General features: G+C 42.1%; 14 protein-coding genes and 1 pseudogene. 9 read left to right on the forward strand and 6 right to left on the reverse strand.

Going from position 1 to position 15,982, the window contains the following annotated elements; translation table 11 throughout:
* The 3 genes from WKF69_RS05180 to WKF69_RS05190 form a co-directional block, all read left to right on the forward strand.
* The coding region (locus tag WKF69_RS05180; protein WP_340380062.1) for a hypothetical protein at window positions 1-1,256 on the forward strand (1,256 nt) is incomplete at its 5' end.
* Window positions 1,257-1,408: 152 nt separating this feature from the next.
* On the forward strand, window positions 1,409-2,032 hold the full coding sequence (locus WKF69_RS05185) for a YdeI/OmpD-associated family protein (protein WP_340380064.1): 624 nt from the start codon (window positions 1,409-1,411) through the stop codon (window positions 2,030-2,032).
* Window positions 2,033-2,056: 24 nt separating this feature from the next.
* Window positions 2,057-2,407 (forward strand): DUF1801 domain-containing protein, encoded by a 351-nt coding sequence (locus WKF69_RS05190; RefSeq protein ID WP_340380065.1) that lies wholly within the window; start codon window positions 2,057-2,059, stop codon window positions 2,405-2,407.
* Window positions 2,408-2,453: 46 nt separating this feature from the next.
* Here the strand turns inward: WKF69_RS05190 and WKF69_RS05195 are convergent, their stop codons facing one another.
* Both WKF69_RS05195 and WKF69_RS05200 read right to left on the reverse strand, forming a co-directional pair.
* On the reverse strand, window positions 2,454-2,597 hold the full coding sequence (locus WKF69_RS05195) for a hypothetical protein (RefSeq protein WP_340380091.1): 144 nt from the start codon (window positions 2,595-2,597) through the stop codon (window positions 2,454-2,456).
* 127 nt (window positions 2,598-2,724) lie between these two features.
* Window positions 2,725-3,228: a methionine-R-sulfoxide reductase gene (locus tag WKF69_RS05200; protein ID WP_340380067.1), complete on the reverse strand. Its 504-nt coding sequence runs from the start codon at window positions 3,226-3,228 to the stop codon at window positions 2,725-2,727.
* A 150-nt stretch (window positions 3,229-3,378) separates the two neighbouring features.
* Here WKF69_RS05200 and WKF69_RS05205 point away from each other — a divergent pair, with 150 nt between their 5' ends.
* The 6 genes from WKF69_RS05205 to WKF69_RS05230 all read left to right on the forward strand — a co-directional run bounded on the left by WKF69_RS05205 (window position 3,379) and on the right by WKF69_RS05230 (window position 11,647).
* Entirely contained in the window at window positions 3,379-4,140 is a 762-nt protein-coding gene (locus tag WKF69_RS05205; protein ID WP_340380069.1) for a DUF1223 domain-containing protein, read from the forward strand.
* A gap of 144 nt (window positions 4,141-4,284) precedes the next feature.
* Entirely contained in the window at window positions 4,285-4,755 is a 471-nt protein-coding gene (locus tag WKF69_RS05210) for a gluconate 2-dehydrogenase subunit 3 family protein (RefSeq protein WP_340380071.1), read from the forward strand.
* Window positions 4,756-4,951: 196 nt separating this feature from the next.
* Window positions 4,952-7,717, forward strand: a complete 2,766-nt coding sequence (locus tag WKF69_RS05215; protein WP_340380074.1) for a DUF1553 domain-containing protein — start codon at window positions 4,952-4,954, stop codon at window positions 7,715-7,717.
* 46 nt (window positions 7,718-7,763) lie between these two features.
* Window positions 7,764-9,275, forward strand: coding sequence for a DUF1501 domain-containing protein (locus WKF69_RS05220; protein ID WP_340380077.1), 1,512 nt, complete (start codon window positions 7,764-7,766; stop codon window positions 9,273-9,275).
* 17 nt (window positions 9,276-9,292) lie between these two features.
* On the forward strand, window positions 9,293-10,234 hold the full coding sequence (locus WKF69_RS05225; protein WP_340380079.1) for a sugar phosphate isomerase/epimerase: 942 nt from the start codon (window positions 9,293-9,295) through the stop codon (window positions 10,232-10,234).
* A gap of 144 nt (window positions 10,235-10,378) precedes the next feature.
* The gene (locus WKF69_RS05230) at window positions 10,379-11,647 is read left to right on the forward strand and encodes a c-type cytochrome domain-containing protein (protein WP_340380081.1); all 1,269 of its coding nucleotides are present in this window, start codon (window positions 10,379-10,381) and stop codon (window positions 11,645-11,647) included.
* 124 nt (window positions 11,648-11,771) lie between these two features.
* Here WKF69_RS05230 and WKF69_RS05235 read toward each other — a convergent pair whose 3' ends face one another.
* From WKF69_RS05235 to WKF69_RS05250, 4 genes and pseudogenes are all read right to left on the reverse strand, one after another.
* On the reverse strand, window positions 11,772-13,115 hold the full coding sequence (locus WKF69_RS05235; RefSeq protein ID WP_340380083.1) for a Gfo/Idh/MocA family oxidoreductase: 1,344 nt from the start codon (window positions 13,113-13,115) through the stop codon (window positions 11,772-11,774).
* Window positions 13,116-13,283: 168 nt separating this feature from the next.
* A pseudogene (locus tag WKF69_RS05240) lies at window positions 13,284-13,625 on the reverse strand (peptide-methionine (S)-S-oxide reductase); the annotation flags it as partial.
* Window positions 13,626-13,729: 104 nt separating this feature from the next.
* Complete coding sequence (locus tag WKF69_RS05245) at window positions 13,730-14,620, reverse strand: AraC family transcriptional regulator (RefSeq protein WP_340380085.1); 891 nt, start codon at window positions 14,618-14,620, stop codon at window positions 13,730-13,732.
* 268 nt (window positions 14,621-14,888) lie between these two features.
* On the reverse strand, window positions 14,889-15,982 hold a 1,094-nt coding region (locus WKF69_RS05250), incomplete at its 5' end, for a VCBS repeat-containing protein (protein WP_340380087.1).

The following is a 15,982-nucleotide window of genomic DNA, read 5'->3' on the forward strand; positions in this document are numbered from 1 at the left end:
TAGAAAATGGAATTACCGGTAGCAACGGCAACGGCATACTTGTAAACTCAGTGAATGATTTAAAATATGGTGCTAAAGGCGGAACATCTGGCGAGAGCGTAAACGTTGTTTTCCATATGAATATGGTTACACCCGGTAGGGATTTTTATGAATCTCCACAGGGTTGGAACAGGCCCGTAAATGGAAATGCACGCTCTGCAGACTGGTACGCTATGCTTGACGATAGATATGCCAGATTTAAAGCGATGCTCTTAAGAGCGAAATCGGGCACTGACCCGATTACAATCCGCTTTATTGAACTCGGGAATGAATATTATTTTCCGATAACCTATGTTGTTGAAGCTTTTCCTGATGGAGGTGCACATGGTACAGCAGCGAATTATATTGCAAATAAGCTTATAAACGATACGCAACTAAATCTACCCGTGAATTTAAGAATAGCGGCAACTGCTTCATGCAAGTCTGGTGGCGATAGCAGGAGAATTAACTGGAATAGTTCCTTAAAAACAACAATTGATAAAAATAAAGTAGGATACGTTACAATGCATTCCTATGAAGCATTTATTGAACCTGCCACTTATACTGAAGCAAATTTTCAAAATAAATTAGTAGACTGGTACCAGACAGTTAACTCTAATTTTTCGAGTAGCGGTGCCGATGCTAGCTTTATACAGGCCGCTTCTCCATGGAAAATATGGTATACTGAAAATAATGCAAACTGGGATGGGGCTTTTGATGGTGATCCGTCAGGAGAAAAGGAGTGGGGACAGGCCTTAGTAGAAGCATTCTCAGTTGTGCATCTATATGATAGAGGAAATGCAGCAATGAATTTACAGTTTCAGTTTAATAACCAGGTGAAAACAAACGCTGAAATTGTTGGGGGCAGGAGGCTTTATAACCGTGCGCTTGCATTAAAGCCTTTTATGGAAGCCACTAAGGACGCCACCTCTGCTACCCGAATCGCTTTTGGCGGGACGGCAATGCCTAAATTACCCGATGGTGTAAAAGCAGTAGTTCAGGGTTATTTATTTAAAACAAGTGCCGGCACACCACATGTTGTTCTAATTAATCTATCAGCCACGGATAAACATATAAATTTAGGATCCAATATATTTACCACCGGAACTGCAACCTTGCAAAAGGTGGGGTATAAAAACGACCTCGCTTCAATAGATCCGGCTTTAATCATTTCGTCTACTGACACGAAATCTGATGTGACACTGCCACCTTATTCGGTGATTCACTTCTATCAATAACTTTCAAAGGAGGCTGTCTCAAAAGCAGGCAGCCTCTTTTTTTTATGTTTCCGAGCTTTTTCGTAAATTAAATGCATGGGAACAAAGAATCGAGCGCACCGTTTTCAAAAATTTCCGATATTTAAATCAAGGTCGAAAACTAACCAATCGATATGAAAAACCAGGATCCACGAATAGATGAGTATATAGCTAATTCTGTCTCGTTTGCCCAGCCTATTTTGATTCATCTTAGACATCTTATCCACGAAAGTTGTCCGGATGTTACGGAAACCATGAAGTGGAGCTTCCCTCATTTTGAATATAGCGGTGAAATACTTTGCAGTATGGCCTCCTTCAAAAAACATTGTTCATTTGGTTTCTGGAAAGCATCGCTAATGAATGACCCTCATAACCTGCTGCAGACCATCGGGAAAACAGCGATGGGTAGTATGGGTCAAATTATCGATGTCTCCGATCTGCCTTCTGACACGATTCTGAACGAATATATAAAAGAGGCTGCCCAGCTTAATAGGGAAGGAGTGAAAGTGCCATCAAAGCCCAAAACAGAATTAAAAAAGGACAGTGTTGTTGCTGACGATATAATAGAAGCTCTGGGAGCCAACCCGGCCGCGATGAAAACCTTTGAGAGTTTCAGCCCGTCAAATAAAAAAGAATATGTGGAGTGGATAACTGGAGCTAAAACCGAAGCTACCCGTAAATCACGACTGGAATCTGCTGTGGAATGGATGGCAGAAGGAAAGATCAGGCACTGGAAATATGTCACTAAAAGTAAATGACATACCCCGAAGGCAAATTACCAAATGAAAGAGAAGACACTGGAAAGCTATTACCTGAGCAAATCTGAGCCTTTCCAAAGCTGTTTGCTAGCCTTAAGACAGCTAATTCTGTCTGTCGATCCTTTAATTACTACCGAGCGTAAGTTTCAAATTCCATTTTTTCAATATAAAGGTAAAAAACTGGGCTATTTGTGGCTAAATGGTAAAAAGCTGATGATCGGTTTTTGCCTTGATAAAAGTGTCCAGAAAACGGTTGAGGGTGTGAAGCCAAAAGATATCTACGAGTCATTTCGAATCGATCCCAATGCTGACCTTCCCATTGAAGTAATCCGGAGTAAAGTTGAAACCCTGCTCAAAAAGATAGACGATAAATAGGGTTGAAGCCCCACGGCGATATTCTGAGCTGGCTTTAATAAGAACGTTAATTCAGCTTATCCTTAAATAATTTCTCCAGCTTCTCAACTTTCGGCAGGATCACCAGGCGGCAATAAGGCTCACGGCCGTTAAGATTATAATAATTCTGGTGATAATATTCGGCCTTGTAAAAACGCTGGCCAGCAACTATCTGAGTAACTCACCAAAAGCATCCCATTCCAAAAGTTGCCTTTTTCAATTCTACCTTTTTTTGAGAATAAGCTGATGCACTAACTAAACTAACGCATAGCAATATAAATATGATCTATTTCATTTTCTTACGATTGACTTTTACTTTTTACTTCAGCAGCTGGTATAAACTTTAAGGAAACGGAATTGACACAGTGACGTGTATCCTTTGCCGTAAAACCTTCACCAAGGAAAACGTGGCCCAGGTGCGCGCCGCATTTCTCACATTGGATCTCTGTACGCATTCCGTCAGGATCGGGGAGGCGTTTTACTTTGCCCGTAATTTCCTCATCGAAGCTTGGCCAGCCGCAATGGCCGTCGAACTTCGTTTTAGAAGTGTATAAAGGCTCATTACATCGGGCACAAACATATAAGCCTTCGCCCATATCTTTAACATATTCGCCACTAAAAGGCCTTTCCGTACCCTTGCCAACAATTACCGCTTCCTGATCTTCAGTCAAATTATTGTAACCGTTGCTGTCAATTCCGGCAACAAAAGTCCTCTCTGTTGCCTTATCGTTATTTTCAGGCTTCTGCTGGCAGGAAACGATCATCATTAATGCTATTCCTGTTGCTAAAATCGATCGTTTCATTCTTTCCTTCTGTTTATTTTAATATGCTGGATTCTAATGCTTTTTGACCTATTGTCGTTTTGAGTTTATTTCGGTGTTTTGATAAATTTTCATTTTGTTGTAAGGAAGTACGAGTTTTTGCTACTAAGAAAGTGTAAAGACTAGTATATTATGAAAACTTTCCTTGTTATTATCTTTTTTGCTGTAGCAATGCTTGCGGCAAGCTTGGCATTTGTCAGGGGCGACAGAAGGCCTATAGCCGAAAAATCGTTTGCATTGGTTGAGCTTTTTACATCCGAGGGATGCTCAAGCTGTCCGTCTGCCGATGAGCTAACGGCAAAGATCCAGCGCGAAAGCAATGGTAAACCTGTTTATGTGCTCGCTTACCATGTAGATTATTGGGATCGGCTCGGCTGGAAAGATAGCTTTAGCAGCCCATTGTGGTCGCAAAGGCAGCGTCAGTACGCCAGTTGGATGAAAAAGGGAAACGTTTATACACCGCAAGTGGTCGTAAATGGCAAAACAGAGTTTGTTGGATCAGATGAACGAAGTTTCCGTAAAGCTTTGCAGCAGGCGCTTTCCAGCAAGTCACCTGAACTTATACTTTCGGTCAAACAGTTCACTGCCACTAGCGCACTTATCTATACTGGATATTCTCCTGCAAAAGGAACGGCTCTGTATCTGGCTTGCGTTCAAAAAGCCGCCAGCATACGTGTAAGCAGGGGCGAGAATGCCGGTCGAACGCTCTCACATACCAATATTGTTCGTAGTTTGCAACAAGTGGTGCCAGCCAAAGCTCAAGTATCAATAAAACTTCCCACCGGATTTGACTCTAGCAGTTGGGAAATTATCGGCTTTGTTCAGGATACCGGGAGCGGTGCAATTATTTCAGCCTCGCGGATTGCTTTAATGGATGCGTCAGCCAAAATATGAAGCACATCAAAGAAAAACATTTCGATTAACATGCGCTGGAACAAAGCCTCTATATGACTCATGAAATAGTCGTTATCCGCAAACTATCTCATATTCTTAACTCGCATTTCACGTTTTTCAAACTTTAGGTAACTGCCAGCCATTATGATAGCGGGCTTTCATCAACTGATTGGCACCGGCATCAGTAAATTCATTTTTTTCAGCATTCCAATACATGCTATTCCGGGAGCGAAAGCAGCTGATACGGGTAAATATATTAAGGTAATAATTAAGGATTGTACCAGCGAAGAGAACAGGATTAAATTTATGGATGGCTGGCACCATCTGCAGGTATTGGGTAAAGAAAAATATCATCAGGATATTGCAAATTTATCTGCTAAAGAAAAGCTCGACTATGTAAACGGTTTAGATAAATATATTCCTATTGGCAATGATAAAGATCAATCTGATTTAGCGATTTCCGCTTTCCAAAAAATCAACCAGTTAACCTTAAAGGGATACTTTACCAGCGAGATTGGGGCCACGAGAGCCTTACGCTATGATCCGATACCGGGAAATTTTAGAAGCATTATCCCATATAAAAAGGGAGATAAAGTGTGGGCCTTTATTAATTGAAGCTCGATCTTAGCATCGAATAGGTTTTCTCCGAAGCCGTGATGATTAACCCAAATACAAAGAGCGAAATACATCAGAATGGTTAAACAAAGGCAGGAGCAAACGTTAGACTGTTTTTTGAATTATTACTAACTATATTGTTATTTTTATATGTTCACAATCACACACTTAGAAACAAAACACCAAACCAACCATCATGAAGCTTTGGAAAAATAAAAAGTTCCTTATTTCAGCTATCGCTTTAACTGTAGTTGTTGTTATAATTGTTTCCAGCTTTGGCGATAATACAGTTGATTTTAGTACCCAGGTTAAGCCCATTTTAAATAAAAACTGCATAAGCTGCCATGGCGGAGTTAAACAGCGTGGCGGTTTTAGCGTTTTATTCCGGGAAGAAGCCCTCGCAAAAACGGAGTCGGGAAAGCCGGCTATCATTCCGGGAGATCCGGGCGCCAGCGAAATGATTCGCAGGCTTAAAGCAAAAGACCCGGAGGAGCGGATGCCTTATAAGCACCCCCCTTTAAGTAAGGATGAGATAGATTTGTTAAGCACCTGGATAAAGCAGGGTGCAAAATGGGGCGAGCACTGGGCGTATATGCCTGTTCAACCCGTTGAAGTACATAAACCAAAGGGTGCTTTATGGGGCTTGTTCCGTGCGCCGGACCTGGAATGGGCTAAAAATGATATCGACTATTTTATTTACGACCGATTAAAAAAGGAGGCCCTTGAACCATCCCCACGGGCAGATAAAGCAACTTTATTAAGGCGGCTAAGTTTGGATCTGACCGGTCTTCCGCCATCTGATGATCTTAGTAAGCAATTTTTAAGTAATACCGATGATAAAGCATATGAACAAGCAGTTAATTCCTTACTGGCATCGCCGCAGTTTGGGGAAAAGTGGACTTCGCTGTGGCTTGATCTGGCCCGGTATGCTGATACAAAAGGATACGAACGCGATGATAGCAGAAACATCTGGAGATATAGAGATTGGTTGATTGAGGCATTTAATAGCGATAAGCCTTATGATCAGTTTTTAGCCGAACAACTGGCGGGCGATTTAATGGAAAATCCTACCGAGATGCAGTATATCGCTACCGCTTTTCATCGCAACACCATGACCAACGACGAAGGCGGTACCGATAATGAAGAATTTAGAACAGCTGCCGTTATGGATCGGGTGAGTGCAACCTGGGATGGTGTATTAAGTACAACGTTTGCCTGTGTGCAGTGCCATAGCCATCCTTATGATCCATTTAAGCATGAGGAGTACTATAAATTCCTGGCTTTCTTTAACAACTCCCGGGACGAAGACACCTATGCAGAATATCCCGTTTTGCGACATTATTTGCCTAACGATAGTTCTAAGGTGGAATATGTTACCAATTGGCTAAGCAAAAATGGGTATCCGGTGCAGGCCAAACAAACCCGGCTCTTACTTAAAACCTGGCAGCCAGCCATAAATTCCATACAGGCTGATCAGCTTATAAACAGCGCACTTTTGGATACTAAACATCTCGGTTTTCGCAATAAAGGTTCGGCCAGATTAAAAGGTGTTAACCTGGAGCAGAAAAGCCGGCTAATTTATCGTTACAATAGTTCTAAAGTAGGAGGGAAATGGACAATCCACCTAGATAAACCGAATGGACCTATACTAACAACCATGTCAATTTCTCCGGTAAAAGAGTGGACGCTTGCGAGGATAGATTTTCCGCAAGTGGCCGGTGTGCATGATCTATTTTTCAGCTACAGCAATCCGAACCTGAAACCTGATGAAAACGCTTTAACGTTCGACTGGTTTCATTTTACCCAGCCCTTGCCCGGTAATGGTCTTGAAGGCTATGCCAGTATGGAAAAAACCTTTTGGCAATTGTTAAAACTGAAAGTCGAAGGAACGCCAATAATGTTGGATAACCCAGCTGACCTGCAGCGTACTACCAATATATTTGAACGAGGTAACTGGCTTGTAAAAGGAAAAGAAGTTAAGCCAGATGTTCCTGGATCTTTAAATCCATTTCCGGGTAATGCTCCGCGTAACCGTCTGGGCTTAGCCATGTGGCTTACCAGTAAAGACAATCCGCTTACGGCGAGAACCATGGTGAATCGCTTGTGGGAGCAGCTTTATGGCGTTGGTTTGGTGGAAACACTAGAGGACATGGGGACGCAGGGTATGTCACCAAGTAACAAGGAACTGCTTGATTATCTTTCTTATAAATTTATGAACGATTATAACTGGAGTGTTAAAAAATTACTCAAGGAAATGGTCATGTCTGCCACGTATCAGCAGGATAGCAAAGTAAGACCCGGGTTAATAGAAAAAGACCCTTACAATAAATTTCTTGCCAGAGGCCCGCGCGTGCGCCTTTCTGGTGAACAGGTCAGAGATCAGGCGCTTGCTTTGAGTGGTTTATTGAAATTAAAAATGTATGGTCCCGGGGTGATGCCGTGGCAGCCGGAAGGAATATGGATGTCGCCATATAATGGTCGAACCTGGGCACTTAGTCAAGGAGATGACGCGCACCGGCGTGCCATTTACACCTACTGGAAACGTACAGCACCTTATCCAACAATGATCACATTTGATGGTGCCGGGCGTGAAGTTTGTACTTCCAGAAGAATAAGAACTAATACACCCTTACAAGCTTTGGTTACTCTTAACGATTCAGTATTTATACAGGCTTCCAGAAGTTTTGCTTACCGGATGCAGCATGAAGCGATTAAGAAAAATGATGTAAAATCGCAAATTAGTAGAGGCTATGAGATTATGATGCTGAAGCCCATTTCTGCTAAGAAGCTGAATATCCTCGACCACTTGTATCAAAACGCTTTCAAGAAGTATAAAAAAGATCCCTACAAAGCCGCAGAAATGATGGGCACTAAAAAAGTAGCCGTAGCCCCAGAAATTGCTGCGCTTACGGTGGTTGCTAACGCAATGCTTAATCTGGATGAATTGATCACAAAAAATTAGGGATTTAATCTGCAAGGTAAATTCAACATTTGATAGCTATAATTAAATGACCAGGAACGAACTTCATAATCAGCGGCTGGTAAAAGAAGCACAGGCCGCAGCTATTAGGCAAGTAACAAGGCGGCATTTTCTGAAAGAAAGTGCTATGGGTTTTGGGGCTCTTGCCTTGGGTTCTCTAATGGGGAGCTGTGGCTTTGGCGCTAGCGAGTCTTCCAATCCGAATACATTCGATCCGGCACACCCGCTGGCACCTAAAATGCCTATGTTTCCCGGAAGGGCCAAAAGTGTCATTTATTTACACATGGCCGGTGCTCCATCGCAATTGGAGCTGTTCGATTACAAGCCGGAACTAATGAAACTTGATGGACAACTTTGTCCGCGGTCCTTGTTAGAAGGTAAGCGCTTTGCCTTTATTCAAGGTGTGCCTAAAATGATGGGTCCGCAGGCAAAGTTTGCGCAGTATGGCGAAAACCGAACCTGGGTAAGCGAATTGTTGCCGCACTTTTCTACCATTGTAGATGAAGTGAGTATTTTAAAAGGAGTAACAACCGATCAGTTTAACCACGGACCAGCTCAATTACTTATGCAAACTGGTGGAGCGCGTTTAGGTCGGCCAAGCATGGGTGCCTGGGTGACTTACGGATTAGGAACCGAAAATCAAAATTTACCCGGATTCGTAGTGCTTACCTCGGGTGGTAAATTTCCCGATGCAGGAAAAAGCGTTTGGGGCAGCGGCTTCCTGCCTTCAGTTTACCAGGGTGTTCAATGCCGGAGCGAAGGTGAGCCAGTGTTGTTCATAAAAGATCCGGAAGGAATGGATCGCGATTTACGTAGAGCCTCTATCAATGCTATTAATCAGGTAAACGAAGAAGAGTATAAGGAGTACGCAGATCCGGAAATCCTTTCTCGCGTATCTCAATATGAGATGGCTTATAAAATGCAGATCTCAGTTCCCGAAGTAATGAATATTAATGACGAGCCTCAGTATATCCATGAAATGTATGGCACACAGCCCGGTAAGGCCTGTTTTGCAAACAATGTTTTGCTGGCGCGGAAATTAGTAGAAAAAGGTGTTCGTTTTATTCAACTTTATGATTGGGGTTGGGATACACATGGAACAGCTGAAAACTCGTCTATTGATGTCGGTCTGGTTAACAAATCCCGCGAAGTTGATAAGCCGATTACAGCCTTAATTTTGGATCTGAAACAAAGAGGATTGTTGGAAGATACGCTGGTGGTTTGGGGGGGAGAATTTGGCAGAACACCGATGATGGAGAATCGTAACGGGAAACCTAATCCATTTAAGGGAAGAGATCATCACGTGGAAGCAAGCACCATGTGGATGGCGGGTGGTGGTATCCGAAAAGGTGTTACCTATGGAGAAACTGACGAAATTGGTTATTATACGATTAATGGAAAAGTAACTCCACATGACATTCAAGCTACTGTTCTGAACCAATTAGGTTTTGATCATGAGAAATTTATATTTGATTTCCAGGGAAGACCGTTCAGATTGACGGATGTTTCCGGCAAAGTAATACAAGACATTGTAAGTTAAATTAACACCACTAATTAATGACTAAACCCGACAGCAGGAGAACTTTTCTTAAAACGACCCTTGCAGCAACCACAGGTCTATTGCTATCTAAACTCGACGTACTTGCAGAAGATTCTAAGCCTGAATTCATTCCTGATAAGAATTTTGATTTGAAAATACTTGCTACGAGTTGGGGTTTTGATGGAAGTATGGATAGCTTCTGCGACAAAGTTAAGAAAGCGGGTTATGATGGCATTGAGGTTTGGTGGCCAGGAAGCGTCAGCAAGCAAAATGAACTTTTTGCTGCGCTAAAGAAATATAGTTTAGAAGTTGGATTTTTATGTGGAGGAAACCAAAGCAACGCTAAAAAGCATCTGGAAAGTTTTAAAGGAGCTCTTAATGCCGCAGCGTTTAACAAAAATCAAAAACCGTTATATATTAATTGTCACTCCGGTCGGGATTATTTTAGCTTTCAGGAGAATAAAGCATTTATTGACCTCACTGTATCCGTAGCAAAACAAGCTGATTTACTTATCTGTCATGAAACCCACCGGTCGAGAATGCTGTATTCTGCACCTGTGGCAAAAGAATTCATTCTAAAAAACCCGGAATTGAGGTTAACAGCCGACTTGTCGCACTGGTGTACTGTAAGCGAATCTTTCTTAGAGGATCAAACAGATACGGTAAATCTCGCGCTTAGCCGTACCGATCATATTCATGCACGAATTGGTCATGCGGAAGGGCCTCAGGTGAATGATCCCCGTGCCCCTGAATGGGAGTATGCCGTTAAAGCACATTTTGCCTGGTGGGATAAAGTTGTGGAGATGAAAAGGAAGAATGGCAAAGGCATCACTTTTCTAACGGAATTCGGTCCGGTCGACTATATGCCGGCAATGCCCTATACCCGTCAGCCGCTGGCAGATCAATGGGCAATCAATGTTCACATGCTTAAGCTTCTTCGTAATCGTTATAGTTCCTAACTAATCCTGATCGTGTTATCCTCCTTAATAGAATTTCTAGGCCATTTTCATCCCGTATTAGTCCATTTACCTATCGGGGTTTTATTCGTTGCAATTTTACTTATCTGGTTATCTGAGAAAGAACAGTATTCAATTTCTCTGCCCTTGTTAAAATTGGTTGTTCTGTTCGGAGTTTTATCTGCATTTGTAGCATGTGTTACAGGGTATCTGTTGTCGTACAGCGGCGATTATGATGGCGATCTGATCGATTGGCACATGTGGATGGGATTAGGTGTATTAGGTGTATCTATTCTCCTTTATGTACAGATCGTTTATTCCCCATTCAATATTTCTCATAAAGTACTAACACTGGCATTATTTATTTTAATTAGTGTTGCCGGGCATTTGGGGGGCTCTTTAACCCATGGGACCGATTATCTGAGCTTTTCGCTCTCAGCTTCTGCTGATACATCGACCATTATAAAACCAATCGGCAATGTTCAGGAGGCCAACGCTTACGCAGATGTAATCCAGCCTATGCTGAAAATAAAATGTTATGGCTGCCATGGCCCCAATAAGCAAAAAGGTGGTTTCCGGATGGATAGCCCAGCTTCTTTAATGAAAGGTGGAAAGAAAGGTGTAAATATTGTGCCTGGCAAGGCCAATGAAAGTGAATTACTTAAACGCTTGCTGCTTCCCGCTGAAGACAAGAAGCATATGTCTCCAAAAGAAAAACCACAGTTGGACGAAAAGCAAATTGCCATTATTGGTTGGTGGATTGATCAGGGAGCTAGTTTTGATAAGAAAGTCAAAGACTTACAACAAACCGAAAACATTAAATCGTATCTACTCGCTTTACAACATGCACCACCGAAAAAGGAAGCGCCCGCAACTATTCCCCAAAAAACCGTTGAAGCAGCCGATAATAAGTCACTTACTGCTTTAGATGCCAGAGGTGTTTTGATATTGCCTGTGGCCAAAAATAGTAATTATCTGATGGCTAATTTTATTACAGCGACTAAAATAACCGATGCAGACTTGCGCTTACTGCTCCCATTAAAAAAGCAATTAATATGGTTAAAGCTTGGCGGTGTACCCCTAACTGATTCATCTCTTTCAATTCTAGGCCAGTGTACCGGCCTTACCGTTTTACACTTAAATAATACGTCAATAACAGACCAGAGTTTAGCATCACTCAAAACCTTATCTCGGTTGAATACACTCAATGTGGTTGGGACAAAGGTAACTGAAGTGGGGCTAAAGGAGTTGCAAGGACTAAAGCAATTGAGATTTCTCTATCTCTATCAAACACAGGTTAACCGAAGAAACTGGTCCGTGTTAGAAGGGATGTTTCCTAAAACCAGAATAGATTCTGGCGGGTATGTGTTAAAGACGCTTTCAACTGATACCATAAAGAAAAAAGATGTCTATTGATGCATTGTAGCGTCCGTACCAAGGAGGCTTTCATGTTGTGATAATGGAAAAGAACCGGCGGCTCGTAAGAACGATCGAAAAGTAGGCGTCCTTTAAACTGCTTAGCTACAAGTAATAGGTTTTATCAAACTTTCGGGACCTTCCAGCCATTATGATAGCGGGCTTTCATCAATTTATTGGCACCGTCATCAGTAAATTCATTTTTTTCAGCATTCCAATACACCTTTTTGCCTGTTTTAAAAGCAATATTACCCATTTGTGCATTGATTGCTGCAATGCTTCCGGTTTGAATTCCGCAGTTTAGATGCTGAGCATCATTATTGGCAATGGCAGTCAGAAAATTACTGGCATGTGCTTCATGGGCATTCCTTTCCGGCTTGCGATCAGCTTTTTCCTCTACTTTATTGATGCGTTGCCCATCTTTATTTTCCGTTTCCGGGATTACTCTCCAACCGCCACGGTTGACCACAAGGGTTGCATTGTTCCCAATAAAAGCGATTCCTTCGGTAGAACCATAATTGCCGCCATCTATTCCGGTAGCATGCTCCCAGAGCATGTTAAATCCATCATACTCATATACTGTTTGAAGGGTGTCGGGAGTTTCTGAAGCATCATTTGGGTAAGCAAATTTTCCCCCAGAAGCCATGACTGATTTCGGCGCTTTTACGCCCATTGCAAATAAGGCGATATCGATTTCATGCACACCCCAATCGGTCATCAGACCACCTGCGTAATCCCAGAACCATCTGAAATTAAAATGAAATCGGTTCTGATTAAAATCGCGTTTAGGTGCCGGACCTAACCACATTGTATAATCAACTCCTGCCGGGACAGGACTGTTTGCCAATTTGGGAACAGGTTTCATCCAACCCTGATAAGCCCAGCACTTCACGAGTCTGATCTGACCCAGTTTGCCTGACTTCACATAGTCGATTGCTTCAGCATATTGAGATCCGGAACGCTGCCATTGTCCCACCTGGACAATTTTTCCATAACGTTCCTGCGCTTTCACCATGATCTGACATTCCTCAATGGTATTGGCTATCGGTTTCTCAACATATACGTGTTTACCTGCCGAAACAGCGTCGACCATGTTCAGGCAATGCCAGTGATCGGGAGTACCAATAATAACTACATCAATGGCAGGGTCTTCCAGTAATTTACGATAATCCCTGTATTGTTTTGGCCGCTTCCCACGAAGCTTAAATACATCTTCTGTACGCTGGTCAAGCACACTTTGATCTACATCTGCCAAAGCGATGCAATTCACCTGAGGAAATTTCAGGTGTGCATTCATGTTCGACCAGCCCATGCCTTTACAGCCAATAAGTCCAAAATTGATTTGATCAGATGCTTTGGCAGTTCTGGTGAAGAGGCCAAAATCTGAAGCGCTTAGTATTTGCGGCATGCTCATCCCGGCGCCCAGCAGCATGGTGTTGTGAATAAATTTTCTTCTTGAATTACGCATAGCTTTTTTTATTCTTTAACTATTCTTTCAAATAATTTCTCTAATAGCCTGATGAGTAAATCTATTAAATAATGAAGTATGAAAAGCCTGAATGTCAAGAATTATGAAGAATAAATATTTTCTATACGGCTTACTTTCAATTTAGGTTTGGGCCTTTGAATTACAATATTATACTTTTTTAGCCCTGAATTCAGGCTTTAGTTGGTCATTCATCTTTTTCCTCATTTTCATTACTTTAGGCAGGGAGACCTGTCGTATGTAAGATTTATTAGGATGATTTCTATAATAATCCTGGTGATAGGTTTCAGCCGGGTAAATAACTTTAAATGGTACAATCTGCGTTACGATAGTATTGCTGTAATGTCCTGACTTTGTAACCTTACGTATAACATCTTCCAATACGGACCTTTCGGCGGGTGTCCTGTAAAACACGGCAGAACGATAATCGTCGCCAACGTCTGGTCCCTGCCTGTTCAGGGTTGTTGGATCATGGGCATAAAAGAACGCCTCAGCTAAAGAAGCATGGTCTTAGGAGGAATATGAATAATCTCTTTATGACCTCCTGGTGACGTGCGAATACACATCGGCTCACTTTGCCCAACCCGGACCTGATGTTAATCCCTATATGAATCGGCTAATACATGGAGGTATTCATTCCTGTATGTATGCGGCTGTTTCTTCATCACATTCTTGAATTGCTTATTGAAGTTAGATAATGTTTGAAAGCCACATTCGTATCCTATAGAATCGATGTTCATTTTTTCTTCATGGAGAAGTTTGCAGGCATATTCTATCCTGATCTCCTTAAGGAAGTCCGAAAAGGATTTATTTACACGAGATCTAAAGTATCTGCTGAAGGATGTCCGGGTCATATTAACTAAGGCTGCTACTTCTTCCAGTTTGATTTTTTGCCTGAAATTCTTCATCACGTAACCGTACACTTTATTCATGCGATTGGTTTCTGCCTCGGTGTTAGACGATGCGAGGTGGTTGTGAGTGATAAAATTGCATTCATTCGATTTTGCTAAAACGTCCAATATTTTAAGCAGGTGGAGAATGCTGTCCATACCAGTCAGGTTGAGCAGAACGCGCATCATTTTGCATACAGTTGTTTTTGTTGCCCCGATTACTTCCAGGCCGCGCTCGGATTTCTGAAAGAGCCTGTTAATACTTTCCATTTCTTCTTTTTGATGCAATGTCTCACCAAGGAAATGATCATGGAAGTAAATCACAATTACAGTGGTACTCAGCTGGCTATTCTTTTCAAAATACTTGTTGTCACTCCGCCATACATGTGGAAGGTTTGGACCTGTAAGCACCAGGTCGCCCGCCCGAAAGGATTTAGCATTGTCGCCGACAAACCGGGTTCCTTCACCTTTTATCACGAAGGAGAGCTGAAACTCAGGGTGTAGGTGAAACGTTGGATCGAAATAGGGAGCATCAATTTTCTTGATAACAAACGCTTTAGTTTCCGGGATGGCCGATTTAGATATTACATGCTTCATAGGGTAATAATATATCTTAATACTTAACTTTCATAATAGATTTATGACACAATATAGCCATTATCGGATAATATGCAGGAAGCATTCACAAATAATCCTGTCTACATCATGAAACGGGCGTAGTTCAGTCCTTTGAATCGAGCAGTGGGGTAGCTTTTATGCAGCTTTTTGCAAAGAAAACCAGATAGCGACCCTTAGAAAATCAACAGGTGAAGAAGTGAAATATTTTGCCTATAACCAAGTAGCAACGGTTAAACAAAATATGTTGTTATTTAAATGCGTCTCTTTTATCTCCTTTATAATCTGTTATCACAACTTTTAAAACCCCTTTATCAAGGGCTAGTTTTCTGGAGGACTGCGAAAGGTAGGTATCCCCATAATAAAATTCGACCCGTCTCTTTTTATTGTCCTTAAATATGATGTCCGCAGACAAATCATGTGGCCTCAGGCTAATCCAGTTGGTCTTAATCTGGCCCTGCCCGGATTCCCGTGAGTACACCAGCAAATTATCCTGATTTTGTGTAGCCAGCATCAATTCTCCACCGCTGTCTGTATGGATTCTTGCAAGGCCCTTCGCATCACCTTTAATAAAAAATCCGCTTTCGGCAATGGTCATAGCAGTGAAGCCCCCTTTCCCATTACCTTTCAAGCATAAGCCCATGAAAGCATCATGTCGTCCTCCAAGAGGCTCCATTCCATAATCATTACCCACCATGAGCAGGTCCAGGTTTCCATCCCCGTTTACATCTTTGCTGAGCATACCGTAGACAGGCGCTATTTGAGCATCTATCGGTAATGCTTTTATAGTAAACCTGCCCTTGCCCTTATTTTCAATATAGCTGGTATTCAGATCCGTTACATCCATCCTAATTGCCTGTTCTTTTTGCTGTTTACTCCATATATCATCCATAGCGGCCTGGCCAAATGATTTAAATGTAGGATAACGTTTTCGTATCGATACCACCTGGCTTATCAGGTCATCCCGTGTATGCATAGGGAAAGGCTTTCTGCTACCATCCTGAGCTTTTACGTAGTAAAATATCATCGGGTCTAATTTGCCATTGTCATCTATGTCATTCGCCAGAATCGTCATAGGTTCTTTAAACGAAGCTTTAAAATGCGAATTTATACCCAAATTCCCTGCTACATAGTCTAAATCTCCATCATTATCGAAGTCGCCGGAAGTTATACTGTTCCACCAGCCTACGTGCTTTTCAATACCTGTCGACTGATTTACTGAACTAAAACCGCTGCCGGTGTTCTTTAAAAAAGTTACCGGCATCCATTCGCCGGTAAGTATGAGATCAACTTTTCCGTCCATATCAAAATCTGACCACAACGCATCCGTGATCATACCCAAAT

The sequence above is a fragment of the Daejeonella sp. genome, assembly GCF_037719425.1.
GTDB lineage: Bacteria > Bacteroidota > Bacteroidia > Sphingobacteriales > Sphingobacteriaceae > Daejeonella.